This window comes from Dokdonella sp., from assembly GCF_019634815.1.
Taxonomy (GTDB): domain Bacteria; phylum Pseudomonadota; class Gammaproteobacteria; order Xanthomonadales; family Rhodanobacteraceae; genus Dokdonella_A.
Genome location: NZ_JAHCAP010000011.1, coordinates 54889 through 80514 on the forward strand (window position 1 = coordinate 54889; position 25626 = coordinate 80514).

A 25626-nucleotide genomic window follows, 5' to 3' on the forward strand; every position below is an offset into this window, starting at 1 on the left:
ATCGGAATCGCCCGATTGGCGGCGGATTTCCCTGCGGGCGGACTCTGCGGCCTTCGTTTTCGGGCAATGGGCTTGCATCTTCGGGTAATCGGTTGCGGATGCGAATCGTTATCATTTCGATCAGTATCCCATAGATCAAGCCCCCATGACACGACCAGACTTCCTGCCTTCGTTCCGCACCCGTGCCCTTGCCCCGGCAAGGCTTTCGACTCCGCCGAGGGCCATCGTGCTTGCCCTCCAGCTGGCGCTTGTGCCGGCGTTCGTCCACGCGGAGGCCGATCCCAACGGCGAATCGGCCGAACTCGCCACGGTCACGGTCACGGCCACCCTGTCGGAACAGGACACGCGCACCGCGCCCGCCTCGACCACGATCGTGCAGCGCAAGGAGCTGGACACCCTCAATCCGCAGAACCTGCTCGAAGCCGTGCGCGAGGTGCCCGGGGTGACTCTGTCGCCACGCCAGGTTGGCGGCCGCAAGACCTTGTCCCTGCGCGGACTGGAGGGCCGCCACGTGCTGACCCTGGTCGATGGCAGGCGCATCGTCGCCACCGACGATGTCGTGGGTCATTCCGACTATCAATATGGTTGGTTGCCGATGGCCGCAGTCGAACGCATCGAAGTCATCCGCGGTCCGATGTCCACCTTGTATGGCTCGGAAGCGCTCGGCGGAGTGATCAACCTCATCACGCGGCGCCCGGGCGACCACTGGCAAGGCGAGTTGAACTTGCGTGGTGCGAGCAGCGCCGACAATGACGGCCATCGTCAGGGTGCGGGCTCGGTGTATGCCGCGGGCCCGCTGGGCGATCAGCTCGATGTGCGCCTGAGCGGCATCAGTGGCTACACCCCGCAAGTGGCCGACCGCGACGATCCACGCTACGCGGAACTCGAAGGCAACCGCACACATGCGGGCACCCTTGGCGCCACGCTTGGACTGGGCGAGCACCACAAACTGGAGTTCAACCAGTTCCAGGGCTACGAGCAGCGCTTCTACGACGACGTCTCGCGCACCGGCACCTCGTACGTCAACACCTACGACATTCGTCGGCACCAGAGCGACCTGGCCTGGCGTGCGGATTTCGCCGGCTGGCGCGGACAACTGCGTGCATATTCCGGCGAGACCAGCATCATCAACCACCGTACCGCAGGCGTCGCACCGACGCGTGCGCAGGCCTTGGCCGACAAGGTGCTCGATGGCTTTGTGGTTTCCGACTTCGGCCAGCAAACCCTCACCTTCGGTGGTGAGGCACGCCGCGAGGAACTCAGCAACGCCGGCCTGCTCAACGGTCACGACGCCGCCGACCACAAGGCGCTGTTCGTCCAGGACGAAACCAGCTTTGGCCACGCCCTGCACCTGACCGCCGGCCTGCGCTACGACCAGCACGAACTGTTCGGCCACGAATTGAGCCCGCGTGCCTATCTGGTCTGGGAGGCCACCCCGGAACTGGTGATCAAGGGCGGCTACGGGCATGCGTTCAAGGCGCCCACGCTCAAGCAGATCTCGCCGAACTATGTCGGCGCCGAAGGTCCGCACACTTTTCTGGGCAATGCCCATATCCGCCCGGAAACCCTGGATTCCTTCGAGCTCTCCGCCAACTGGCAAAAAGGTCCGTTCACCCTGCAGGCCGCTGCATTCCACAGCTCGGTGGAAGACCTCATCACCTATCGCTTGCTGCGCGTTGAAGGCCCGCGGCACGTCTACCAATACGACAACGTCGACGAAGCGCGCATCAACGGCATCGAAACCGGCTTCGCCTGGGACCTTGCTGCCGGCTGGTCGTGGCAAACGAGTCTGGCCTGGCTGGACAGCAAGGACGGCAACAGCGGCAAGGAGCTGGAGTACCGCCCGCGCCTGAGCGGCACCTCGCACCTCGACTGGAACGGCGCCGATGGCTGGAGCGCGCGCGTGGGCGTGCAACACGTCGGACGCCAGTATTCGGCGCAGGGCAATCTCCCTGCTTACCGCCTGTGGAACCTGCGCGTGAGCAAGGCGATTGGCACGCACGTGGACTTGCAGCTTGCCGTGGAGAACCTCGGCAACCTGCGTCTGGCCGATGAATCCCCCCTGTTCGGTTACGCCGAACGCGGCCGCACGATCTCGGCCAATGTCCGCTACCGCTTCTGAGAGGGACACGCCCGTGAAGCTCAGTTGCCTTCGTGCCGCCCGCGCCTGCCTCCTGTCGTTGATGCTGCTGATCCCATGCGGCAATGCGCTGGCGCGTTCGGCATTGTTCATCGCCACCAGCAACGTGCCGCAAGGCAAGTTCAAGGTACTGGCCGAAATCGCCAAGTCGCATGGGTTTGATGTCGAGGCCCTGTATCTGGACAAGATCCCGGCCGACGCCGGCGCCGAGGTCCTTGCCGGGCGCGATGTGGTGCTGATCGACAGCTATCTGGTCGACGCCGTGCGCGCCAAGCTCGGCAAGGCGCTGGCCGCGACCAGCGCGCCGGTCGTCTTCGTGTGGGACAAGAAGCCCGACGGCAGTGGCATGCCAAAGGCCGTGATCGACCGCCTGGCCAGCTACTACTCCAATGGCGGCCGCAAGAACTTCGATCACTTCTTCGCCACGCTCGCGGCAACGCTCGAGGGCAAATCTACGGCGGCGATCCCGGACCCGATCCTGGTGCCGGAAGCCGGCATCTACGACCCTGCCGCACCGCAGGTGTTCGCCGATCCGCAGGCCTATCTGGACTGGAAGCGCACGGCCGCCGATGTCGGCAAGCCGGTGATTGCAATCGCGTTTCACGAGCAGGCCATTGCATCCCTGCAAAGCGCCTTGATCGATGCCCTGATCGAACGGGTCGCACGCGCAGGGGCAGTACCGATGGCGGTGTTCTATCCGGCAATGGAAAAAGGCGCGATGAGCCGCGTGCTGGCACCGCAGGGAAAGCCGCTGGTCGATGCCGTCATCAGCACGCGCATCATGCTCGGCCCCGACGGGCCGCGCGCGGAAATGGAAAAACTCGGCGTGCCGGTGATTCAGGCCATGCCCTATCGGCGCGGCGATGAAGCGGCTTGGCGTGCCGACCCCCACGGCGTGAATGTAATGGACGTGCCCTTCTACATGGCGCAGGCCGAATATGCCGGCATCTTCGACATCCAGGTCGCCTCGGCAATGGACGCGGCCAGCGATCAGCTGCAGCCGATCGATGCCCAGCTCGATGCGGTCGTCACCAAGGCGATGAACCTCGTTGCCCTGCAGCGCAAGAGCCCGCACGACAAGCGCGTGACGATGTTCTTCTGGAACTATCCGAGCGGAGAAAAGAACCTCGCGGCCTCTTTCCTCAACTTGCCGGCGAGCCTGGCCACCACGCTCGCTGCGCTCGAATCCGCCGGCTATGACACGCGCAGCCTCGACGAAAAGGAATTGTTGCCGCGCCTGCAGCGCCTGCTCGAACCGTACTACCGCAAGGGCAAGCTCGAGGGCTTGCTCAAGGATGATCTCGCCGCGCAGCTGCCGCTGTCGGCCTATCGCCAATGGCTGGACACACTGCCGCAGGCCACGCGCGAGCGGCTGCTCAAGGACAGTGGTGATCCGGCCGCATCACCGATGTTGCTCGGGACGGGCAAGGACGCCCATTTCGTGATTCCGCGACTGGCGCTGGGCAAGGTCGTCTTGCTGCCACAGCCGCCACGCTCGGGCGCGATCGACGACAAGGAAAAGGCGATCTATCACTCGACCAGCGCCGCACCGGATCATTTCTATCTGGCCGCCTATCTGTGGGCGCGCACGCATTCTGATGCCTTCGTCCACTTCGGCACCCACGGCACGCAGGAGTGGCTGCCAGGCAAGGAGCGTGGCCTTGCGATGGATGATGATCCGATGCTCGCGGTCGGCAACGTGCCGGTGATCTATCCGTATATCGCCGACAACATCGGCGAAGCCCTGCAAGCGCGCCGCCGCGGCCGCGCCGTGATCATCAGTCACCAGACCCCGCCGTTCCGGCCGGCCGGACTGCACGACGAGCTGACGCAAATGCATGACCTGCTGCATCAGTGGCAGGGTCAGATCGACGGCAGCGTGCGCGAGCAGATCAAGGCCGATCTCTTGCGCAAGGTCGCCAGCGCCCACATCGCCACCGATCTGGGTTGGAGCCAGCAGCGCGCCGGCAGCGAATTCCCTGCCTTCATCGACGTTCTCCATGCCCATCTGCACGAGCTCGCACAGACGGCGCAGCCCTTGGGTCTGCACAGTTTCGGCAGCGCGCCGGAGACCGAACACCGCCTGGCCACCGTGCTGCTGATGCTGGGCAAGCCCTACATCGACGCAGCCGCGCGTCAGGCCGGCGCCAGTGCCGGCCAGCTCGACGAAACGCTCGCCATCGACTACGACAAACTCGTGCAGTCGCCACCGTATCGCCTGCTGCAGGCAACGCTGGTCGACGGCAAGCCGCCCGCGGGCATCGACAAGGAACTGGCCGCCGAACTCGATCGTGCGCGCGGCCTGTACGCATCCATCGGCGCAGGCAACGAACAGCCCGCCTTGCTGCGCGCGCTCGCTGGCAGGCACATTCCGACTTCCTATGGTGGCGATCCGATCAAGCAGCCCGACGCCTACCCGACCGGACGCAATCTCTATCCCTTCGATCCGTCGCATGTCCCGACCAGGCAAGCATGGGAAGCCGGCAAGCAGGCCGCCGAGGCCCTGCTCGAAGCCCATCGCAAGGAATCAGGCAAGACACCCGGAAAAATCACCTTCAGCCTGTGGTCGGTCGAAACCATGCGCCATCAGGGCCTGCTCGAAGCACAGGCACTGTGGTTGCTCGGTGTCGAACCGGTGTGGGACAAGGGCGGTCGCGTCGAGGACGTGAAGCTCGTCGATCGCAAGACCCTGGGACGTGCGCGCGTCGACGTGGTGCTGTCGATCACCGGCCTTTACCGCGACCAGTTCCCGAATGCGATCAAGCAGCTTGCACGCGCCGTGGAGTTGGCAGCCCAAGCCAAGGAAGACGACAACGCGGTTGCGCTCAATGCGCAGCGCATCCAGGCCGATCTGGTTTCCCAGGGCATCGATGCCGCGGCAGCGGCAAACGCGGCGCAAACACGCATATTCTCCTCGGCATCGGGTCGCTACGGCACCGGCCTCGATGACGCCACCGCAGCCAGCGATACCTGGGGCGGCAAGGCCGAGGGCGACAAGAAACTCGCTGCTCTGTATCTGGACAAGATGCAGTACGCCTACGGACCCGACATGACGCGCTGGGGCGAGCGCGGCGTCGGCGGCAACAGCACTCTCAATCTGTATGCAAGCCAGCTCAAGGGAACCGAGGGCGCGGTGTTGTCGCGCACCTCCAACACCTACGGCATGCTGACCACGGATGATCCGTTTCAATATCTGGGCGGCATCGGTCTGGCGGTACGCGCTCTCGACGGCAAGGAGCCCAAGCTCTACATCTCCAACCTGCGTGGCGGGGGTGCCGGCAAGGTCGAGTCCGCTGCCGGCTTCCTGGCCAAGGAACTGAGCACGCGCGAGTTCCATCCCGGTTACATCAAGGCGCTGATGGCCGAAGGCTATGCCGGCACCTTGAGCGTGCTCGAATCCACCAACAACCTGTGGGGCTGGACCGCAGTCTCGGATGCGGTGGTGCGTGACGACCAGTGGGAGGAAATGGTCAACGTCTACGTGCGCGACAAGTTTCAACTCGGCATCAGGCAATGGTTCGAGAAGGACAATCCGCACGCCCAGGCTCAGATCATCGAACGCATGCTTGAAGCCGCCCGCAAGGGCTATTGGCAGGCATCCGAAGCCACCGTCAAGGAACTCAAGGCGCGCTATCAGGATCTGGCGCAGCGGTTCGACGTGAAGACCGACAATCAGGCCTTCCTCAAATACCTCGCCAGTGGCGAGCTCGCCGAGTTCACTCCGAGCGGCGCGGCGATAGCCAGCGCTGCGCAGGCCGCGCCAAGCCAAGCACCGATGCAACAGGTGGAAGGCATCAAGCTCGAGAAGCAAGCAGCCAATGCCGACGCTCCGCACGATCCGCGCCCGCCGTGGATCCCCGCAGTCATCACCCTCGTCATCGTTGCCGGCATGGCGCGCCAATCCCTGCGTCGCCACGTCGCCTGAATCGTTCAAGGACCCGTCATGAGCCAGCTCCTCGAAACCCTGATGTACCAAGTCGGCCAGATCTTCCTGCCGATCTCCCTGGTCGCGATCGCGGCCTTGTTCGTGTACGCGCTGTTTGCGCTCGGCGAATTTGCCGCCTTGCGCTGGCAACGCCGCCGTCCGCCCGGCGCCTGCCCCGGCTACGCCCTGCTGCAATGGGCCGCGCGACACCCGCAGGCGAGTGAAAGCGAGCGCGAAGTGGTCGCCCACCGCATGCTGGAACTGCCGCGCATCGCCACCCGCACCGCACCGATGCTCGGCCTCGTCGCCACCATGATCCCGATGGGGCCCGCGCTCAAGGCGCTCGCGGGCGGCCAGATGGATGCTGTCGCCGACAATCTCGCCATCGCGTTTTCGGCGGTCATTCTTGCGCTCATCACTGCCGCGATCACGTTCTGGATCGTTTCGGTGCGGCGCCGCTGGCTGGCCGAGGAATTGGTGTGGCTTGCCGGCAATCGTCTCGCACGTCAGCCGCGCGAAACAAGGGAAGCAGCATGAAGTTCCTCGACGATGAAGCCGACGATCCGATCCTCTCCGTGGTCAACCTGATCGACGTGTTCCTGGTGGTGATCGCCGCCCTGCTGATCACCGTGGCGAAGAACCCGATCCTGAAAATGATGCAGGCCGACAACGTCACCATCGTGACGGATGCCGGCCAGGCCAACATGGAGATGCTGGTCAAGCAAGGCGAGAAGATCGAACGCTTCCGTGCCAATGGCCAGAGCGGTCAGGGTGAAGGCACCAAGGCCGGTGTCGCCTGGCGCATGAAGGATGGCAGCGTGGTTTACGTGCCGGAAGCGGCAACGACGAAAGCGACGGCAAGCAAGCCCTGAACCAGGACGCATTCCTGCCGACCTCCGGTCGGCAGTCGGCAGGGCATGCTGCCCTCGCCGACGCTTTCGATACTGGCGGCGGTCGTGATCGGTGCCCTGGTCTATGCCTGGATCCTCGACACGAGCTTCCTCAAGGGCCTGCTGATCGGCGTCATCGCGACGGTGATCGGCTATGCCGTCTTCTTCCTGTTCGCCTCGATCTTCGTCGCCGGCCTGTTGGCCGCCTGAACACGGCCATCGCGGCAAGCGATGCCAGGCCGGAAGGCCCGGCGGTCAGGCCATCGGGATCACATCACTCACGCCCCCGGCTCGATGGGTTCCGTGTCGCCGCGGATACCTCCTGCAGCGGACCCATACCCGTGATCCCGAGGCGCCAGATCGCGCATGTTGCGGCGAGGCGCGTCAAGTTGCCGGGGCAGGTTCACTTGCCCTTTCCTTGCGGCGGATCTTGTAGCGCCAAGCGTGCTCGGCTTCGATGCGCAACAGCACCAAAGCAGCGGAGCAAGCTCCGCTCTACGCTTGGCGGGACGGCCTTCGTGCCGAAAGCATCGAAACGGGAAACGCCATCGTCGGACTGGAACCCGAACAATCCCGCGCGTGCACGTGCCATCCACGGCGCGCGCATCATGGCCGGTACGCAGTCCTTGGCTACGATCGGATCATCCCGATTCCGGCGCTTATTCGAAGCCGTTGCGGTAGATGCGATCGCCAGGCATCCAGATCGGCGCGCCCAGGTTGGTCGGAAGGCTCGACTGCGGGCCGGCGATCGTTTGCAATGGCGCCGCATAACCATTTGCAGCAAGCGCAAAGACGAGGATCTTGTTGTTGGCCGCTGTCGCGAAATCGGAAATCGAAACGATCAGGCGCTGCCGCTCGGGGTCGATGGCGAGGCCACCGATCGAACTGGAGGCGGGCAATTCCAGGCCGGCAATGGAACCGTAAATGGTGCGCAGCGGCACCACGTCGCCATTGGCCAGGTCGTCGAACACCACGATGCGCGCAGAGCGGCTGTTGTCGGGATTGGTGGTGAAAGCACCTACGAACAGCTTGCGCGATGACGGGTCGTAGGCGAGCGCACCGGCATAGGTACCAAGACCCGTGTTCGCACCCTTGATGATGCGCTTGGGTGCCACGTTGCCGCTGTCGGTGCGATTGAACACCAGAACCTTGGGCGTGTAGGGCGACGCGCTGTCGGTATCGGCTTCCGCGATTTCGTCGGTGGCCGGCATGTAGACGATGCTCGACGGATAATTCTGCTGCGTCACGCTGCCGGACAAGCCACCCCATTGCACGGAGCGCTTGTAGAAGACGTCACCGTTGGCATTGCGATCGAATGTCTTGAAGCAGCAACTGCTGACGATGAACAATTCGTCGTGTGCTGCGTCCACGGCCAGGCCGTGAACCTGATTCGCGTAACTCGGACCGATCGCGCGCAGCGGCGCGGGATCACCATTGGTGATGGAGGTTGAAAACACGCGGACCGACTGGCCGCGAAAGTCGCCCACATAGAGCACGTTTTCTCCAGGCTCGAATACACCCGACACCGGTTCGATCAGGCCACTGTTCGGGCCGCCCATGACGCGCAACGGTATCGCGCTGGCGCCATTGGCGTCGTCGGAAAAACTCAGGACCGGACGGCGCTCATTGACATCGCCGCTGTAGCTGCCGATCAGGATGTCGGCACGCGCCTGCGCGAATGGCAGGACGGCGAGGAGCAAGGGAAGGAGCGTGCGGGCAAGGCGTTGCATGGCGGATTCCGTGGTTGGCTTGCTGTCTGGAACGCGGTTTCGCGACGAAAACCCTCATGCGGTCTTCGCAACAACCTCGCCCACACCCAAGTCCATGACTTGCCGATACAAACCGACCAATCCGTTGCCCAGACGCAGGACGATGTCCGGATAGACGATCTGTTCTTCCTTCTCGTCGTGGCCATCGAGCAGGAGCAGGAAACGGCGCTGCGAAGCGGGATCATCCAGGTGATCGAGGTGCCGCTTGAGATGCTGGTGCTCGTTGCACAACCCGCGCACCCAACCGGGATTGCCAGCGGCGGCCAGATAGGCCGGAAACAACATCTCCTCTTCGATCACCAGATGCCGTGCGAGACTGTTGCGCAGCCATTGCATGCGCTCGGCATCCCCGCGCAGCGCGCCGGCGAGCGCAGACTCGATCACCGCATGATCGCGGCCGAGATATTCGAGCAGGTCGATCGGCTGCCCTGCCCGCGCGACAAGCGCGGTGAGCCCGCCACCATCAGCGGCGAGCGGATGCCAGCACAGCCGGCCTGTGCTGCGTGCGATCGCTTCGCGCATCGCTGCACTGAAGTCGAACGATGCACGCACGAGGGCGCGTGCCCCCGCAGACAGCTCATCGAGCAGCTGCGCGAGTTCCGCAGCAGTGTCAATCGTCACGCAATGCGCCTCATCGAGCAGCGCGGCACGCAGCGGCAAGGGCGCGGCGGCGGCAGTGGCGTCATCGGCATGGACTTCCAGCGCGAAACGCGCGTGGGCCTCGATACGGTCGATGCGCCAGCGCGTGCCCGGCGCGACCCAGCGCGTCATGCCGTTGGCGAGGACTTCCGTGCGCACGCCATCCGCATCGAGCCATTCCACCGCGAGCTCGCCTGATTCCACGCACAATCGTTCCCAGCGGTTCGCACGCGGCGCATGCCAGTTCAACAAGCGTGGTGGCACGTCGTCGCAGGTGTAACTGCGTGAGCGGCCGAGCTGGCGTCGCTGCGGTGAAGGTTCGAGTACGGGATTCATGACGATGCCATCAAGTGGTCAACCACTGTCGCACGATTCCTGACACGCGGCGATGCGGCCTGCGGCACCTGTCGATACCGAATCGATCAGGTGCCGCCTGGGCTGCCCTTGCGTGGATCGTGGTCAGCCTGTTGCGGGAGCTGGCGCGGCCGGTGACGAGGGCGGCGCAGCCGGCGGCCGCCGCTCGATGTCATGCAGCAAGCCTCCGCGCCGGGTGTACACCGCCCAGGTGATCACGATGCAGCTGATGTAGAAGACAAGGAATGCCCACAGGGCCGCATCGGCGCTGCCGGTGAGCGCAATCGAACTGCCGTAGCTCTTGGGAATGAAGAAGCCACCGTAGGCCGCGATCGCCGAACTGAAGCCGATGATCGCCGCGCTCTCCTTCTCGGCCTGGCGCGTGCTGTCCTCGCGTGAGAGCGATGGCATCAGCCTGCCGATTTCCTTGCGCATGATTGCCGGGATCATCTGGAAGGTGGAGGCATTGCCCACGCCACTGACGAAGAACAGGAACAGGAACGAGGCAAAGAAGCCGGGGAAGCTCTTGGTGTGCGTGAAGTGCATGACGCCCAGCACGCCAATGGCCATGCCGATGAACACCCAGAAAGTCACGCGGCCGCCACCCCAACGATCGGAGACCCAACCCGTGAACGAGCGCGCGAGCGCGCCCACCAACGGCCCGAGAAACGCGAGCTTGAGCACGGGCACATGCGGAAACTCGATCTTGGCCAGCAACGGGAACGCTGCCGAGTAACCGATGAACGAACCGAAGGTGCCCAGATACAGCCAGCACATGATCCAGTTCTGGCTGCGACGGAAAATCACCGCCTGCTCGGCAAACGAGGCCTTGGCCGAGGCCAGGTCATTCATGCCGAACCACGCGGCAATTGCCGAGGCCGCAATGAAGGGCACCCAGATGAAGCCTGCGTTCTGCAGCCACAATGGCTGGTTGGCTGCAACGCCATCGGTGCCGACATGCGGATCGCCGCCGAAGGCACCGAACACGCCGAAGGTAATCACCAGCGGCACGACGAACTGCACCGCGCTCACGCCGAGATTGCCCAGGCCTGCGTTGAGCGCAAGCGCGTGGCCCTTCTCCGCCTTGGGAAAGAAAAACGAAATGTTGGACATCGATGAAGCGAAGTTGCCGCCGCCGAAACCACACAGCAGCGCAAGCATCAACAACAGCCAGTACGGCGTCTGCGGATCCTGCACCGCGAAACCGATGCCCAGCGCCGGGATCATCAGCGACCAGGTCGACACCGTAGTCCACAAGCGGCCACCGAAGATCGGCACCACGAAGGAATAGAAGATTCGCAGCGTCGCGCCCGAGAGCGCGGGCAAGGCGGCCAACCAGAACAGCTGATCGGTCGAAAGCTGGAATCCGACCGCGGGCAACTTGGCCACCACCACCGACCACACCATCCACACGGCAAACGACAGCAACAGCGATGGAATCGACAACCACAGATTGCGCCTTGCGATCCGTTTGCCCTGGCTTTCCCAGAAACCACGATCCTCGGGCCGCCAGTCTTCGAGCAGGTGACTGCCGAGCACGCCCTCGTGTTCGGGCTTGTGGATGGGCTGCATTTCCGGCAATTCCGGCAGCTTGCGCAGCTCCTTCTCGGCCACACCACGCTCCATCGCGCGGATCGAGAAGTGCATCCACAGCAGCGACACCAGCACCACCACGAACAACAGCGCAAAACAGCTTTGCCAGATGCCGACGAGATCGTTCAAGGCGCCGAACGCGATCGGCAGCAGGAAGCCACCGAGGCCGCCGACCAGTCCGACGATGCCGCCGACCGCGCCGACATGGCCGGGGTAGTACACCGGTATGTGCTTGTAGACCGCAGCCTTGCCCAGACTCATGAAGAAGCCGAGGATGAAGACCAGCACCACGAAGCCCGCGACCCCGGTCTGGATATGGAACTTGATCGGCCCGTGGATGCCGTGCACGAGATATTCGGTCGGCGGATACGACAACAGGAAGCAACAGGCCACCGAGACGCCGAAGGTCCAGTACATCACGCGCCGCGCGCCGTACTTGTCCGAGAGCACGCCGCCATAGATGCGGAACAGGCTGCCCGGAATCGAGTATGCAGCGGCGAGCATGCCGGCGACGCCGATGTCCAGACCGTAGACGCCGATCAGGTAGCGCGGCAACCACAGCGACAGCGCAACGAAACCGCCGAACACGAAGAAGTAGTAGAGCGCGAAGCGCCAAACCTGCACGTTCTTGAGCGGTTCGAGCATGCTCGACAGCGACTGCGGCTTGACGCCCTCGCGGCGGCGCTTTTCGTGTTCCGGATCATCCGTGGTGCTGAACCAGAAGATCAGCGCCATCGCCACCAGACCGGCGGCCCACAGTTCGGCCACCATTTTCCAGCCCCAGGCCACCATCACCATCGGAGCCAGCAACTTGGTCACTGCGGCGCCGACGTTGCCCGCGCCGTAGATGCCCAGTGCCAGCCCTTGCCGACCCGCCGGGAACCAGCGCGAAACGTAGGAAATACCCGAGGAAAAGGCGCCGCCGGCAATACCCACGCCGACCGCGGCAAGCAGGAAAGTCGGATAGGAATCGGCAAACGTGAGCAGCCAGGTCGCGATCGCTGCCGTGAGCATCACGATGACCTGTACGCGTCGGCCGCCATACTGATCGGCCCAGATGCCGAGCATGAGCCGGATCAGGCTGCCGGTGAGGATCGGCATGCCGATGAGCAGGCCGAACTGGGTCTCGGAGAGATTCAGGTCCTGCTTGACCTGTACGCCGATGATCGAAAAGATCGTCCAGACCGCGAAGCACACGGTGAACGAGGCCGTGGACATCCACAACGCCCGCCGCTGACGACCGCTGTCCAATGGATTGAAGTCCTGCATGGAGTGCCTTCGTGCGTGATTGAAAAGCGGTACAGCGATCGCGCAGCGCTGATTCCGGATCAGGTCGCGCGCGCCTCGCCGGGATCGAGCCCGCGCACGCCATAACGGTCGGCGAGCAGGCTCAGGTATTGGTGGATGGCGTTCTGCCGTGCCTGGGTTTCCAGATACGCCGCAATCTTGGGTTCGGCTTCATCGAACGACAGCGCGGCGCCGCGTGCGACCTCGTCGATCAACACCACGTGATGACCGTAGCGCGTCTCGAGCGTGAGCTTGCCGAGGCCGGGCGACAGCATGAACAGTTGGCGCTCGAATTCGGGCACGGTGTCACCGCGTTCGATCCAGCCCAATTCGCCGCCTTCATCCTTCGATGGGCACATCGAGTGCCGCTGCGCGAACTCGGTGAAGCGTTCGGGATGCTCGCGCAGCTCGCGGATCAGCGCCTCACCCTGGGTGCGCGCGGCCAGTCGTGCCTCGATGTCTTCGGGCGCGGCAGCGAGCAGGATGTGACGCACACGCAGGCGATCGGGCTGATGCAGGCGTTCGACATTGGCTTCGAAATAGCGCTCGCAGGCTTCGCGGCTGGGTGCCGGCACCGGCATCTCGCGTTCGATCAGCAGGCGGATCGCTGCTTCCTCCTCGGTTTCGCCATCCACCGCGTCAGCCGCGGCGTCCAGGCCGATGCGCAGGACTTCCAAGCGCAAGAGTTCACGCACCACCAGCGCGCGCGCGGCCGCATCGCGCGAACGCTGCGGATCGGCATCGCGATGGTGCTGCATTTCCTGCGCGATCTGACCTTCGTCGATGCCGGTTTCGCCGACATGGACGAAGCACGGCGGCGGCCGGCCGATGCTGCGCGGGCCCTCGTCGGCATCATGCTCGTGATGCTCGGCATGAGCGTCCTTGGCCACCGACTCGCGCGAGTCGATGATCGTCAGCGGGATCTTGCGAAGCTTGCCGGTGCTCACGACTGCCGCGGTCCGTAATTGAGGGTGGGCTGGCGGCGACGCACGACCTGGTAAGGCCGCCACAGATAGCTGATCGGGATGCTCCAGATGTGCACCAGACGCGTGAACGGCGTGAGCAGGAACAGCGTCATGCCGAGGAAGATGTGCGCCTTGTAAACCCAGTGCACGTCAGCCAGCAGTTCACCCGCACCGCCGCGCAGGGTGACGATGTGCTGCGCCCACTCGGCGAGCACGACCATCACGCTGCCGTCCATGTGATGCGTGGAGATGAAGATCGTGTAGAGGCCCAACAGCAACTGGGCCAGCAGCAGCACGAGAATCAACACGTTGCGCCAATTGTCGGTGGCGCGGATGCGCGCGTTGACGATGTGACGCACCAGCAGGATCAACAGGCCGATCAGGCAGATCACGCCGAAGATGCCGCCGACCACCATCGCCAGCAGCTGCTTCTGCGCGGTGGTGATGAACACCGAGTAGACCGCGTGCGGCGTGAGCAGGCCGACCAGATGGCCACCGAGCACCACCAGCACGCCGACGTGGAACATGTTGCTGCCCACGCGCATCCATTTGCCCGAGAGCATCTGACTCGAACCACTTCGCCAGGTGTACATCGAGTGGTCGAAACGCACCCAGCTGCCGAAGAAGAACACCGCCAGCGCGATGTACGGGTAGACCTGGAACGCGAGCAGATCGAAGTAACTCATGATTGCACCTGTGAATGAGAGGCGAGGTGGCCAGGCCTGGCTGTGGTGGAAGGCGTACATCCGTCGGCAGGCGCCTCGGGTCCGAAGCGCACGGCTTCTTCTTCCCACGTGCGATCGATCGCCTCGATGGTGTCGTCGCGCGGTTCTTCGCGCACGCGCCGACGCAGCAGGGCGAGGTCGAACTTGCCTTCGCCATACTCGACGAGCAGTTCGAACAACAGCGCGTAGGGACTTTCACGCTCGGCTGCGCGCGCGGCAAGCAGGCTGACGATATGGCTGACGTGGTGCAGCCAGTCGCGCGCCTCTGCCTGCGGCCGCTGATCGAGATATTCGAGCAGCAGCGGCAGGTAGTCGGGCAGCTCCTTGGCGTCGAGCTCGAAGCCGTTCTTGCGATAGGCATCGATCAGATCGACCATCGCCTGGCCACGATCGCGCGATTCGCCGTGGATGTGCTCGAACAGGAGCAGACTCATCGCACGGCCGCGGTCAAAGGTCTGCAGCCAGCGATCCTGCGCATCCAACGGATCGGTGGCAAGCAAGGCCTGCACGAACTCGCCGAGCGCGCCGCGTCGCGCCTTCGGCAAGGCCTCGTCATCGCAGGCCGCGAGCAACTCGGTGCCATGCTGCCACAGTTCGTCCTGTGGATAGTCGATCAGCACGCCGAGCAGCTTGAGCATGCTCATTCGGCCACCTCGAACTTCTCCTGCCGGTTCGGATGCACCGAATAGCGCGTGGTCTTGCGCTGGGTGAACAGATCCGACGGGCTGTCACCGCTGCAGCCGTTGCCCCACGAGAAGCCGCAGCCGCCGCGCTCGCCGAAGGCATCGTTGGCGTACTCGCGATGCGCGGTCGGGATCACGAAGCGATCCTCGTAGTTGGCGATCGCCAGATAACGGTACATGTCCTGCGCCTGCGCGACGGTGAGGCCGGCCTGCTCGAGCACCTTGGTATCTTCGACGCCATCGACGTTCATCGCGCGGCGCCAGGCGCGCATCGCCATCATGCGTTCGAGCGCGCGCACCACCGGCGCCTCGTCACCCGCCGTGAGCAGGTTGGCGAGATAGCGCACCGGGATGCGCAAGGACGCCACATCCGGCAGTTCGCCGTTCATGCCCACGCGGCCACGCTCGGCCGCCGACTGGATCGGCGACAGTGGCGGCACGTACCACACCATCGGCAGGGTGCGGTATTCCGGATGCAGCGGCAGCGCGAGTTTCCAGTCGATCGCGAGCTTGTAGGTCGGCGAATTCTTCGCCGCCTCGAGCCAGTTGTCAGGAATGCCTTCCTTGCGCGCCGCCTCGATCACGGCCGGATCGAAGGGATCGAGGAAGATGTCGAGGTGGGCCTGGTAGAGATCCTTTTCGGACGGCACCGAGGCGGCTTCCTGGATGCGATCGGCGTCATACAGCAGCACACCGAGATAGCGGATGCGACCGACGCAGGTTTCCGAGCACACGGTCGGCTCGCCCATCTCGATGCGCGGGTAGCAGAAGATGCACTTCTCGGATTTGCCCGACTTCCAGTTGTAGTAGATCTTCTTGTACGGGCAGGCCGACACGCACATGCGCCAGCCGCGGCATTTGTCCTGGTCGATGAGGACGATGCCGTCTTCCTCGCGCTTGTAGATCGCGCCCGACGGGCACGCCGAAACGCACGCGGGATTGAGACAGTGCTCGCACAGCCGCGGCAAGTACATCATGAAGGTCTTTTCGAAGGCGCCGTAGATTTCCTTCTGCACGCCGTCGAAATTCTTGTCCTTGGCGCGCTTCTTGAACTCGGTGCCGAGGATTTCCTCCCAGTTCGGACCCCAATGGATCTTCTGCATGCGCTCGCCGGAAATCAGCGAGCGCGGCCGCGCGGTCGGCTGGTGCTTGCCTTCAGGCGCCTCGTGCAGGTTCTGGTAGTCGAAATCGAAGGGCTCGTAGTAGTCGTCGATTTGCGGGAGGTCGGGATTGGCGAAGATCTTGGAGAGCATGCGCCAGCGGCCGCCGGCCTTGGGCAGCAACTTGCCGCCGCGCGTGCGCACCCAGCCACCGTTCCACTTTTCCTGGTTTTCCCATTCCTTGGGATAACCGACGCCGGGTTTGGTCTCGACGTTGTTGAACCATGCGTATTCGACGCCTTCGCGCGAAGTCCACACGTTCTTGCAGGTGATCGAACAGGTGTGGCAGCCGATGCACTTGTCGAGGTTGAGCACCATCGCGATTTGCGCACGAACCTTCATCACACCACCTCCTGGGCATTGGCCGGTACCGGCTCGCCATCCAGCCAATCGATCTTCTTCATCTTGCGCACGATCACGAACTCGTCCCGGTTGCTGCCGACGGTGCCGTAGTAGTTGAAGCCATAGGCAAACTGGGCATAGCCGCCGATCATGTGGGTGGGTTTGAGCACGACGCGGGTCACCGAATTGTGGATGCCGCCGCGGGTGCCGGTAATTTCCGATCCGGGCACGTTGATGATGCGTTCCTGGGCGTGATACATCATCGCCATGCCGGCCATCACGCGCTGGCTGACCACCGCGCGCGCGGCGATCGCGCCGTTGACGTTGAACAACTCGATCCAGTCGTTGTCCTCGATTCCGGCCTCGCGCGCATCGATCTCGCTGATCCACACGATCGGGCCGCCGCGCGAGAGCGTCTGCATGATGAGGTTGTCGGAATAGGTGCTGTGGATGCCCCACTTCTGGTGCGGCGTGATCCAGTTGAGCACGATCTCCTTGTTGCCGTTGCCACGCTTGTTGTGCAGCGGCTCGATGGTCTTGGTGCTCACCGGTGGCCGGTACTGCATGAAGCCTTCACCGAAGGCGACCATCCATTCGTGATCCATGTAGAACTGCTGGCGGCCGGTGACGGTGCGCCACGGAATCAGCTCGTGGACATTGGTGTAGCCGGCGTTGTAGCTGACATGCTCGTCTTCCAGACCCGACCAGGTCGGGCTGGAGATGATCTTGCGCGGCTGCGCCTGGATGTCGCGGAAGCGGATCGCCTCGTGCTCCTTGCCAACCGCCAGATGGGTGTGGTCGCGGCCAGTGAACTCACCGAGCGCTTCCCAGGCCTTGACCGCGACGTGACCGTTGGTTTCGGGCGCCAGATGCAGCACGCATTCGGCGGCGTCGATCGCGGTGATGATGTTGGGACGTCCCTGACTGACGCCTTCGTCGCGCACGCGGTGGTTGAGGTCGCCGAGGAACTTGACCTCGTCCTTGGTATCCCAGTTGATGCCCTTGCCGCCATTACCCTGTGCATCGAGCAACGGCCCGAGTGAGGTGAACTTCTTGTACAGGTTCGGGTAGTCGCGCTCGACCACCGCAACGCTCGGCATCGTGCGTCCCGGAATCGGCTCGCACTGTCCCTTCTTCCAGTCGGTCACGCCCAGCGGCATCGCCAGTTCGCCCGGGGTGTCGTGCAGGGTCGGCACCAGCACCACATCCTTCTCGACACCGAGCACGCCCGGCGCCAGCGCGCTCACCGTCCTGGCGATGCCCTTGAAGATGTCCCAGTCGCTGCGTGCTTCCCATGCCGGATCCACCGCCTTGGACAAGGGATGGATGAAGGGATGCATGTCCGAGGTGTTGAGATCGTTCTTCTCGTACCAGGTTGCGGTCGGCAGCACGATGTCCGAATACAGCGCGGTCGTGCACATGCGGAAATCGAGCGTGACGAGCAGGTCGAGCTTGCCCTCGGGCGCCTGATCGTGCCACTTGATTTCCTCGGGTTTGATCGCGCCACGCTCGCCCAGGTCCTTGCCCTGCACACCGTGGCGCGTACCGAGCAGGTGACGCAGCATGTACTCGTGCCCCTTGCCCGAGGAACCGAGCAGGTTCGAGCGCCAGATGAACAGGTTGCGCGGGAAGTTCTTCGGTGCATCCGGATCGGCGTAGGCGAAATCGAGCGTACCGGCCTTGAGCTCGCGCACCACGTACTCGGCGGGTTTGATGCCCGCGGCATCGGCGGCCTTGGCGATCTCGAGCGGATTGCGATCGAGCTGCGGCGCGCTCGGCAACCAGCCCATGCGGATCGCGCGCAGGTTGAAGTCAGCGTGGCTGCCCGAATACTTGGCCGCATCGGCCAAGGGCGACAGCAATTCATTGACCTCGATCTTCTCGTAGCGCCACTGGTCGGACATGAAATAGAAGAACGAAGTGCCATTCATGTGCCGCGGCGGCTTGCTCCAGTCCAGGCCAAAGGCCACCGGCAGCCAGCCGGTCTGCGGACGCAGCTTTTCCTGACCAACGTAATGCGCCCAGCCACCACCGGTCTGGCCGATGCAACCGCACATCATCAGCATGTTGATGAGGCCGCGGTAGTTCATGTCGTTGTGGTACCAGTGATTCATCGCCGCGCCGACGATGATCATGCTGCGACCACGGGTCTTGGCCGCCGTGTTGGCGAATTCGCGCGCGATCTCGATCACGTCGGCACGCGGCACGCCGGTGATCTTCTCCTGCCATGCCGGCGTGCCCGGCAGGTTGTCGTCGAAGCTGCGGGCGACATTGTCGCCGCCGAAACCGCGATCGATGCCGTACTGGGCCAGCATGAGGTCATACACCGTGGCCACCGCCCACTCCTTGCCATCGGCAAGTTTCAGGCGCCGCACCGGCACGTTGCGTGCGAGCACGTCGTCGAATTTCGACGCGGTGAAGCTGTCATGCTCGATGCCGCCGAAGTACGGGAAGCTCACCGCCTCGACGCCGTCGTTGCCGTCTTTCAGGCTCAGGCGCAGGCGCGTGGCGCGTCCCCGGGCGTCCTTTTCCTCGATGTTCCACTTGCCCTTCTCGCCCCATCGGAAACCGACCGAGCCGTTGGGCACGCAGATCTGGCCGCTGCCCTCGTCATAGCCGAGGGTTTTCCACTCGGGATTGTTGCTCTCGCCCAGACCACCCAGATCGGAAGCGCGCAGGAAGCGCTCGGGCACGAGACGTCCGTCGCTGCGTTTTTCCAAGCGAACCAGCATCGGCATGTCGGTGTACTGACGGCAGTAGTCGACGAAATACGGCGCCGGCTTGTCGACATGGAATTCCTTGAGGATCACGTGTCCCATCGCGAACGCGAGCGCGGCATCGGTACCCTGCTTGGGATGCATCCAGTGATCGCAGAGCTTGGCGACTTCGGAATAGTCCGGCGTGATCGCAACGGTCTTGGTGCCGTTGTAACGCGCCTCGGTGAAGAAGTGCGCATCGGGCGTGCGCGTCTGCGGCACGTTGCTGCCCCAGGCGATGAGGTAGCGGCTGTTGTACCAGTCGGCCGATTCGGGCACGTCGGTCTGCTCGCCCCACACCTGCGGCGAAGACGGCGGCAGATCGCAATACCAGTCGTAGAAGGACAGACAGGCACCGCCGAGCAGCGACAGGTAGCGCGCGCCCGAAGCATAGGAAATCATCGACATCGCCGGAATCGGCGAGAAGCCAATCACGCGATCCGGACCGTACTTCTTGACCGTGTAGAGGTTGGAGGCGGCGATGATCTCGTTGGCCTCGTCCCAGCGCACGCGGGCGAAACCGCCCATGCCGCGCTTGGTCTTGTAGCTTTTCGCCTTGTCGGTGTCCTCGACGATGCTCGCCCAGGCGTCCACCGGTGACTTGCTCTTGCGCGCCTCGCGCCACAGCTTGAGCAAGGCGCCGCGCACCAACGGGTATTTCACGCGGTTGGCGCTGTACAGGTACCAGGAATAGCTGGCGCCACGCGGGCAGCCACGTGGCTCGTGGTTGGGCAGGTCCGGGCGCGTGCGCGGATAGTCGGTCTGCTGGGTTTCCCAGGTCACCAGGCCATTCTTGACGTAGATCTTCCAGCTGCACGAGCCGGTGCAGTTCACGCCGTGGGTGGAGCGCACGATCTTGTCGTACTGCCAGCGCGCACGATAGGCGTTTTCCCATTCACGGCTTTCGGTCTTGGTGAAGCCATGACCATCGGCGAAAGGCTGCGGATTGCGCTTGAAGAATTGCAAGCGGTCGAGGAAGTAACTCATCCAAACGTCTCCTGGCATACCAAGATTGAAGCCAATGGCGCAATCAGACCGGCGAACGGGCTGGCCGGCCGCCTGCGGTCTGTGCAAGGGCGTCGCCACCAGGCCGGATTTCCGCACTCAAATGTGTACATGTTCGGTACTGATTCAAAAAAAAACCGCTCGGCGCGAACGCCGAACGGCTGTGTGCTGTCGTGTCAGTCCTTGCGACGTCGATGGAAGACGTCCGCTCACGGCGTTGCTCGCTGGCAGTATACGCCGCGGCTCCGGACTCGCGCTTGATTTGGATCAGCCCCTGTTTTCCCCCGTTGTGGGCTGAGTGCGGCGCGACGCTCCACGCTTGCGTACGCTGTCGCGCACATCGACCTCGAAACTCACCTGCACGCTGCGCCGTGATCCGATTGGCAAGTTCCATTCGAGCCCGTCCCGGCACGGCAGGCGCGCGACGTAGTCCGCAAGTTGCTGGCGTGGAATCCGCAGGCACCACGCCGTCGCATCGCCCTGCAGCGCAAGCTCGGCGTCGGCGATTTCGATCCGTTGACAGCAGGCGGCTTCGTGGCTCAACCAGGTGAGGTTCTCGATCCAGCCTTGATCGAAGAGAGTCGCAAGTTCGGCCTCATCGATGCGCAAGCGCAGCGCCTGGCCCTGCATCTGGATCTTCATCGCCCATGCTCCTGCCATTGCTCCGGCGTATTGCAATTGATCAAGCGCGCACGCTGCGCATCGGCCAGCGGCAACTGCATGCCTCCGAGTGCAGCATGCAGCGCGCGCAGCGAACGCTGCGCCGGCGGCAACTCCAGGGCCTGCCGCAGCCACGCGCGGCTGCGATCGTGCAAGCGCAAACGCAACGGCAGCACGTGGTCGACGAAACAGACGCAGTCCGCGTCGGTCTGCGCCAGACTGCGCAGCAAGGCGACATCCAGCAAGGGCATGTCCACCGGCACCAGGACCAGCACACCATCGGCGAGGTGTGCGGCAACGCTGCCGAGTCCACCCAGCGGACCAAGTCCGCCTTTCTCATCGGCGATGCCATCGAAAGCGGGGTAATCACCACTGACCACGACACCTTGCGCACCCGCCTCGCGCAATACGCCGCCCATGTGTTCGACCATCGGCCGGCCCTGCCAGTCGAGCAGGGCCTTGTCGCGGCCCATGCGCGTGGAACGCCCGCCGGCGAGCACAACGCCGTTCCAGGGCGACTCAGTGCGTGTGTCCGTCATGCGCTTGCGGCTGGTCATCGTGATCGGCAACCTCGCCACACAGCGAGCAACCCTCGCTCCAGACGCTGTCGCCGTCGACGTAATGCTCCTGCTTCCAGATCGGGCTTTCATGCTTGACCGCCTCGATCACCATGCGGCAGGCGCGAAACGCCTCGTCGCGATGCGGCGTGCCGGCCGCGATCACCACCGCCAGATCGCCGACCGCGAGGCGACCCTTGGCATGGGCGATGTAGAGCTTGAGGTGCGGGCCGAACTGCGCCTGCGCGCGCGCGGCGATCTGCGCGAAGCCATTGAGCGCAAGCGCATCGAACAGGTCGTAGCTGATGCCGATGACCTCGCGGCCGTGGTTGAGGTCGCGCACGCGACCGATGAACACGTCGATGCCACCGAAGGCGGGATCGGAGACGAATTCGATCGCCGCTGCCGGGTCGAGCCTGTCCTGCGCCGCGTCGACCACCAAAAGATGATGGGGATTCATGCTCAACCTCCACTCACCGGCGGCAACACCGCCACGCGTCCGCCGCCCGGCAGCGCATCGCCATCGCGCAGGATGCTGCGCTCGTCAGCCAATGCACACTTGCCGAGCAGGCTCGCACGTGGCGCCGGCCAATGCGACTGCGCATGCGCCAGCAGCGCCGCCCGCAACTCCGTCACGCCGGCATCGCCCGGCAGATCCAGCTGCAGGCGCGCACCGGGCTCGCATTCGCGCAAGGCACCGAACAGGCTGATCTCGATCATCATCGCAAAGCTCCTTCCAGCGCGGCCGGTTGCAGATGGCCCAATCCGTACACCGCCACCAGGGTTCCCGGCGCGACTTCGCCGGCGTCTTCGTCGATCACCACCCAGGCATTGGCCTGCAGCAGCGGCGCGAGCTTGAACGACTCCTGCCCGCCCAGAACCTGCACCGCGAGTTGTCCCTGCGCATCGGCGTGCAGGCGCGCCTTGAGATGGCGCCGCAGAGCGACCGGCTTGCCTGCCGAGTTCGCGAGCCGCACGCGCAGCGCCCGCTCGTGCACCATGCCCAGCAGCGCGCGCAGTGCCGGCTCGACGAAGAAGCGCAAGCCCACCACGCTCGACACCGGGTTGCCGGGCAGGCCGAAAAACAGCGCGCCGCCCGCGAGCCGCGCAAGCAGGATCGGCTTGCCCGGGCGGATGCGCACCTTGTGGAACAGGATCCGCGCACCCTGCGCGCGCAGCACGTCGGGAATGAAATCGTAGCGTCCCATCGATACTGCGCCCGTGCTCAGCACGAGATCGGCGCGGCTTGCGAGCACCTCATCCAGCGCTGTCACGAATGCTTGCGCATCGTCACCGACCACCTGCTGCGCGACGAGCTCCGCGCCGGCTGCGCGCAGGCGCGCACCCAGCAGCGGCCCATTGCTGTTGCGGATCTGGCCCGGTGCCAGGGGCTGGCGCGGATCATCGACGAGTTCGCGCCCGGTGTTGAGCAGGGCCACACGCGGGCGGCGCACGACGTCGACCTCGGCCACGCCCAGCGCAGCAAGCACGGCCAGGTGCTCGGCGGCGAGACAGGTGCCCGCATCGATCACGCGCGCGCCGCGCGCGACATCCTCGCCGCGCGCTCGCACGTGTTGGCCCGGCGTCACGTCCGCGCGCAGCGCTATCCGTCGTGGGCGATCTTCGGCGTCGCGCGCGAGTACTTCGACCTGCTCCACCGGAATCACGCTGTCCATGCCTTCGGGCAGGCAGGCACCGGTCATGATTTCCCAGGCGCCATCGCGGGCCGCCGCTTGCGCATCGCCCGCCGCGCTCGCACCGAGCACATCCCATTGCGTGCCGACCGCCAGTGGCGCGGTTCCGGCATGCAGCGCAAAACCATCCATCGCCGAATTGGCGAAGGGCGGCAGGTCTTCGCCGCTGTCGATCGCACTCGCCAGCACGCGCCCCAGCGCCTGCGCCGCGCTGATGCGCTCGCACGGCAGGCGCGCGCACTGCGCGCGGAGCAGCGCGAGCGCTTCGTCATAGCCGATCATGCGTGCGGCCTGCCGTCGATCATCGCCAGGGCATGTGCGAGCAGTGGCGCGAGGATCGCCATCGTCTGACGCGCTGCGCGCGGGCTGCCCGGCAGGGCGAATACCAGCATCGCACCCACCTGCACCACCTCGGCGCGACTGAGCCAGCCCAGCGGCGTGTGCTGCGCGCTTTCGCTGCGGATCATTTCGGCCAAACCCTCGACGCGCCGATCGGCGACGCTGCGCAGGGCCTCGGGCGTGAGATCGCGCGCGCCCAGACCCGTGCCGCCGGTGCACAGGCACAGGCGGACCCCACTCGCGGCCAGTTCACGCAACTGCGTCGCCAAGGGCTCGATGCCGTCGGCGAGCACGCGTTCGACGCGCAGCTCGCCACCCAGTTTCCGCAGGCCCTCGCCCAACACCGGGCCGGATTCATCGACGTAATCACCACGGCTGGCGCGATCGCTGAGCGTGAGCACCGCGCAAGGCACGCCATCCAGGCGCGCGAGATCGCGCGGACGATAGTGCGCGCGTTCTTCATCGTCGAGGCCATCGGGATGAATCCACAGGCCCTTCTTGCCGCCCTCCTTGAACAGCAGGCGGATGCCGCCGAGCGCCAGGGCCGGCTCGACCGGTTTGGTCAGGTCATAGAGCGTGAGCAGCGCGGCGTTGACGCCGGCGAGCGCTTCCATCTCGACGCCGGTGCGCGCCTGCGTCGCGCATTCGCAGTAGACGCGGATCGCATGGCGCGCGGGGACCGGCACGCAGCGCACGCGCACCAATTCGAGCGCGAGCGGATGACACAGCGGCATCAAGGCCGAGGCCATCTTGGCGCCCTGGAGTCCCGCGATTTCGGCCATCACCAAGGCATCGCCCTTGGGCAGGCGACGCTCGACCACGGCGGCAAACGCCTGCGCACCGGGCAGGAATTCGCCCACTGCAACCGCGCGGCGGCGCGTGATGCGCTTGTCGCGAATATCGGCCATGTGGAAGGCGGCGTTGCTGTTGCTCTTGTCCATGCTCAGCCGCCGATCGACGCGAGGTGTGGCGTGATGCCGGTGTTGCCTTCGTGCAAGCCATGCCCCGCCGACTTGAGATGAAGCTGGGTGGCAATGCGTGCGACCAGCGTCTCGTGGTCGGCGTCGGACTGCAGCAAGGGCCGCAGCGGAATGCCGAAATTGCCGAACAGGCACAGGCGCAGATCGCCACGTGCAGTCACGCGCAGACGATTGCAGCCGGCACAGAAATCCTTGGCATAGGGCGCAATGATGCCGATGCGGCCGCGATAGTCGGGATGCTGGAATTCGCGCGCCGGGCCGGCATCGCTCGCGCGCTGGCGCAGCGTCCAGCCGGCAGCGACGAGTTGTTCCTCGACGAATTGCGCACGCAGATGGTGGCGCGCGAAATAGTCGGCGTTGTCACCGGTGCGCATGAGTTCGATGAAGCGCACGGCCAGATCGCGCTCGCGCAGGAATTCCAGCCAGTTCGGCAACTCATCATCATTGACGCCACGCAGCAGGACCGCATTGAGCTTGACGGAGTCGAAACCCAGTCCCAGCGCCATCTCCACGCCTTCGCTGATTTCGGCATGGCGATCGTGCCCGGTGATTGCGTGAAAGCGCTGCGCATCGAGGCTGTCGAGACTGACGTTGAGCGCGGTGAGGCCCGCCGCTCGCCACACGCCGACATGCCGCGGCAGCAGCGTGCCATTGGTGGTCAACGCGATGCGCGTGATGCCCGGCACGGCGGCGATCGCCTCGATGATCTGCGGCAGATCCTTGCGCAGGCTCGGCTCGCCGCCGGTGAGACGGATCTTGCGCATGCCCAGCGCGGCGAATGCGCGCACCAGCCGCAGCACTTCGTCGCGATCGAGAAATCGCGACTTGCCATCGGCCTGATAACCATCCGGCAGGCAATAGCTGCAACGGAAATTGCAGGCTTGCGTCAGCGACAGGCGCAGATACGGAAAGGAGCGCCCGAAGCGATCGGTGAGGATCGTCATGTACCACTCCATTCCAATCACGGGAGGCCGACGCGTTTCCACATCGACCCGGTGGCAACAGCCACGGCGTGCCAGCCATATTCCGCAGAACCCAGGCCAGAACGCTTGGAGGTTTCGCAGGGATTGACCTGCTTGCCGCGCAGTTTAGTGGCAAACCGCGGCGGCCGGGTTGATCCGGGTCAACGCCACGACCCTTGCCCGAGCATTCCGCCGCACGTG

General features: G+C 64.5%; 20 protein-coding genes and 1 riboswitch. Of the genes, 5 read left to right on the plus strand and 15 right to left on the minus strand.

Annotated elements, in window-relative coordinates; translation table 11 throughout:
* The first annotated feature begins 226 nt into the window (after positions 1-226).
* Genes KF759_RS07480 through KF759_RS07500 form a run of 5 tightly spaced genes read left to right on the plus strand, consistent with a single transcriptional unit; the run spans position 227 to position 7165 of the window.
* Positions 227-2122 (plus strand): TonB-dependent receptor, encoded by a 1896-nt coding sequence (locus KF759_RS07480; RefSeq protein ID WP_291224132.1) that lies wholly within the window; start codon positions 227-229, stop codon positions 2120-2122.
* Between the two features lie 13 nt (positions 2123-2135).
* Positions 2136-6065 (plus strand): cobaltochelatase subunit CobN, encoded by a 3930-nt coding sequence (gene cobN / locus KF759_RS07485; protein WP_291224134.1) that lies wholly within the window; start codon positions 2136-2138, stop codon positions 6063-6065.
* A gap of 18 nt (positions 6066-6083) precedes the next feature.
* Positions 6084-6602 carry a MotA/TolQ/ExbB proton channel family protein gene (locus KF759_RS07490; protein ID WP_291224136.1) on the plus strand — a complete coding sequence of 173 codons (519 nt, stop codon included), beginning with the start codon at positions 6084-6086 and terminating at the stop codon, positions 6600-6602.
* Positions 6599-6937 carry a DUF2149 domain-containing protein gene (locus tag KF759_RS07495; RefSeq protein ID WP_291224138.1) on the plus strand — a complete coding sequence of 113 codons (339 nt, stop codon included), beginning with the start codon at positions 6599-6601 and terminating at the stop codon, positions 6935-6937. The genes KF759_RS07490 and KF759_RS07495 overlap by 4 nt, the downstream gene beginning before the upstream one ends.
* Positions 6938-6982: 45 nt before the next feature.
* On the plus strand, positions 6983-7165 hold the full coding sequence (locus KF759_RS07500) for a hypothetical protein (protein ID WP_291224140.1): 183 nt from the start codon (positions 6983-6985) through the stop codon (positions 7163-7165).
* 449 nt (positions 7166-7614) lie between these two features.
* Here KF759_RS07500 and KF759_RS07505 read toward each other — a convergent pair whose 3' ends face one another.
* The 15 genes from KF759_RS07505 to moaA all read right to left on the minus strand — a co-directional run bounded on the left by KF759_RS07505 (position 7615) and on the right by moaA (position 25407).
* Positions 7615-8685 (minus strand): hypothetical protein, encoded by a 1071-nt coding sequence (locus tag KF759_RS07505; RefSeq protein ID WP_291224142.1) that lies wholly within the window; start codon positions 8683-8685, stop codon positions 7615-7617.
* A gap of 54 nt (positions 8686-8739) precedes the next feature.
* Positions 8740-9699: a hemerythrin domain-containing protein gene (locus KF759_RS07510; protein ID WP_291224143.1), complete on the minus strand. Its 960-nt coding sequence runs from the start codon at positions 9697-9699 to the stop codon at positions 8740-8742.
* A 123-nt stretch (positions 9700-9822) separates the two neighbouring features.
* On the minus strand, positions 9823-12579 hold the full coding sequence (locus KF759_RS07515) for an MFS transporter (protein ID WP_291224146.1): 2757 nt from the start codon (positions 12577-12579) through the stop codon (positions 9823-9825).
* A 59-nt stretch (positions 12580-12638) separates the two neighbouring features.
* Positions 12639-13544: a peptidylprolyl isomerase gene (locus KF759_RS07520; protein WP_291224147.1), complete on the minus strand. Its 906-nt coding sequence runs from the start codon at positions 13542-13544 to the stop codon at positions 12639-12641.
* Positions 13541-14248 (minus strand): respiratory nitrate reductase subunit gamma, encoded by a 708-nt coding sequence (gene narI, locus KF759_RS07525; protein WP_291224148.1) that lies wholly within the window; start codon positions 14246-14248, stop codon positions 13541-13543. Before narI ends, KF759_RS07520 begins: the two co-directional genes overlap by 4 nt.
* Positions 14245-14931 (minus strand): nitrate reductase molybdenum cofactor assembly chaperone, encoded by a 687-nt coding sequence (gene narJ, locus KF759_RS07530; RefSeq protein ID WP_291224150.1) that lies wholly within the window; start codon positions 14929-14931, stop codon positions 14245-14247. Before narJ ends, narI begins: the two co-directional genes overlap by 4 nt.
* Positions 14928-16472, minus strand: a complete 1545-nt coding sequence (narH, locus tag KF759_RS07535) for a nitrate reductase subunit beta (protein ID WP_291224152.1) — start codon at positions 16470-16472, stop codon at positions 14928-14930. Before narH ends, narJ begins: the two co-directional genes overlap by 4 nt.
* Positions 16472-20215, minus strand: coding sequence for a nitrate reductase subunit alpha (locus tag KF759_RS07540; RefSeq protein WP_291224154.1), 3744 nt, complete (start codon positions 20213-20215; stop codon positions 16472-16474). Before KF759_RS07540 ends, narH begins: the two co-directional genes overlap by 1 nt.
* A gap of 285 nt (positions 20216-20500) precedes the next feature.
* Entirely contained in the window at positions 20501-20875 is a 375-nt protein-coding gene (locus KF759_RS07545) for a hypothetical protein (RefSeq protein WP_291224156.1), read from the minus strand.
* Positions 20872-21450, minus strand: coding sequence for a molybdenum cofactor guanylyltransferase (locus KF759_RS07550; RefSeq protein ID WP_291224158.1), 579 nt, complete (start codon positions 21448-21450; stop codon positions 20872-20874). Before KF759_RS07550 ends, KF759_RS07545 begins: the two co-directional genes overlap by 4 nt.
* Positions 21413-21910, minus strand: a complete 498-nt coding sequence (locus KF759_RS07555; protein WP_291224160.1) for a molybdenum cofactor biosynthesis protein MoaE — start codon at positions 21908-21910, stop codon at positions 21413-21415. Before KF759_RS07555 ends, KF759_RS07550 begins: the two co-directional genes overlap by 38 nt.
* 2 nt (positions 21911-21912) lie before the next feature.
* On the minus strand, positions 21913-22170 hold the full coding sequence (locus KF759_RS07560) for a MoaD/ThiS family protein (protein ID WP_291224162.1): 258 nt from the start codon (positions 22168-22170) through the stop codon (positions 21913-21915).
* On the minus strand, positions 22170-23426 hold the full coding sequence (gene glp, locus KF759_RS07565; RefSeq protein WP_291224164.1) for a gephyrin-like molybdotransferase Glp: 1257 nt from the start codon (positions 23424-23426) through the stop codon (positions 22170-22172). Before glp ends, KF759_RS07560 begins: the two co-directional genes overlap by 1 nt.
* Positions 23423-24424, minus strand: a complete 1002-nt coding sequence (gene moaCB / locus KF759_RS07570) for a bifunctional molybdenum cofactor biosynthesis protein MoaC/MoaB (protein WP_291224166.1) — start codon at positions 24422-24424, stop codon at positions 23423-23425. Before moaCB ends, glp begins: the two co-directional genes overlap by 4 nt.
* Positions 24425-24426: 2 nt before the next feature.
* Positions 24427-25407, minus strand: coding sequence for a GTP 3',8-cyclase MoaA (gene moaA, locus KF759_RS07575; RefSeq protein WP_291224168.1), 981 nt, complete (start codon positions 25405-25407; stop codon positions 24427-24429).
* Positions 25396-25530, minus strand: a riboswitch (molybdenum cofactor riboswitch). (Overlaps the previous gene by 12 nt.)
* Positions 25531-25626: the final 96 nt, after the last annotated feature.

Coding starts and splice junctions, on each gene's coding strand:
- KF759_RS07490 (WP_291224136.1), top strand. CDS start 6,084: ATGAGCCAGCTCCTCGAAACCCTGATGTACCAAGTCGGCCAGATCTTC.
- KF759_RS07495 (WP_291224138.1), top strand. CDS start 6,599: ATGAAGTTCCTCGACGATGAAGCCGACGATCCGATCCTCTCCGTGGTC.
- KF759_RS07500 (WP_291224140.1), top strand. CDS start 6,983: ATGCTGCCCTCGCCGACGCTTTCGATACTGGCGGCGGTCGTGATCGGT.
- KF759_RS07505 (WP_291224142.1), bottom strand. CDS start 8,685: ATGCAACGCCTTGCCCGCACGCTCCTTCCCTTGCTCCTCGCCGTCCTG.
- KF759_RS07510 (WP_291224143.1), bottom strand. CDS start 9,699: ATGAATCCCGTACTCGAACCTTCACCGCAGCGACGCCAGCTCGGCCGC.
- KF759_RS07515 (WP_291224146.1), bottom strand. CDS start 12,579: ATGCAGGACTTCAATCCATTGGACAGCGGTCGTCAGCGGCGGGCGTTG.
- narI (WP_291224148.1), bottom strand. CDS start 14,248: ATGAGTTACTTCGATCTGCTCGCGTTCCAGGTCTACCCGTACATCGCG.
- narJ (WP_291224150.1), bottom strand. CDS start 14,931: ATGAGCATGCTCAAGCTGCTCGGCGTGCTGATCGACTATCCACAGGAC.
- narH (WP_291224152.1), bottom strand. CDS start 16,472: ATGAAGGTTCGTGCGCAAATCGCGATGGTGCTCAACCTCGACAAGTGC.
- KF759_RS07540 (WP_291224154.1), bottom strand. CDS start 20,215: ATGAGTTACTTCCTCGACCGCTTGCAATTCTTCAAGCGCAATCCGCAG.
- KF759_RS07545 (WP_291224156.1), bottom strand. CDS start 20,875: ATGAAGATCCAGATGCAGGGCCAGGCGCTGCGCTTGCGCATCGATGAG.
- KF759_RS07550 (WP_291224158.1), bottom strand. CDS start 21,450: ATGACCAGCCGCAAGCGCATGACGGACACACGCACTGAGTCGCCCTGG.
- KF759_RS07555 (WP_291224160.1), bottom strand. CDS start 21,910: ATGAATCCCCATCATCTTTTGGTGGTCGACGCGGCGCAGGACAGGCTC.
- KF759_RS07560 (WP_291224162.1), bottom strand. CDS start 22,170: ATGATCGAGATCAGCCTGTTCGGTGCCTTGCGCGAATGCGAGCCCGGT.
- glp (WP_291224164.1), bottom strand. CDS start 23,426: ATGATCGGCTATGACGAAGCGCTCGCGCTGCTCCGCGCGCAGTGCGCG.
- moaCB (WP_291224166.1), bottom strand. CDS start 24,424: ATGGACAAGAGCAACAGCAACGCCGCCTTCCACATGGCCGATATTCGC.
- moaA (WP_291224168.1), bottom strand. CDS start 25,407: ATGACGATCCTCACCGATCGCTTCGGGCGCTCCTTTCCGTATCTGCGC.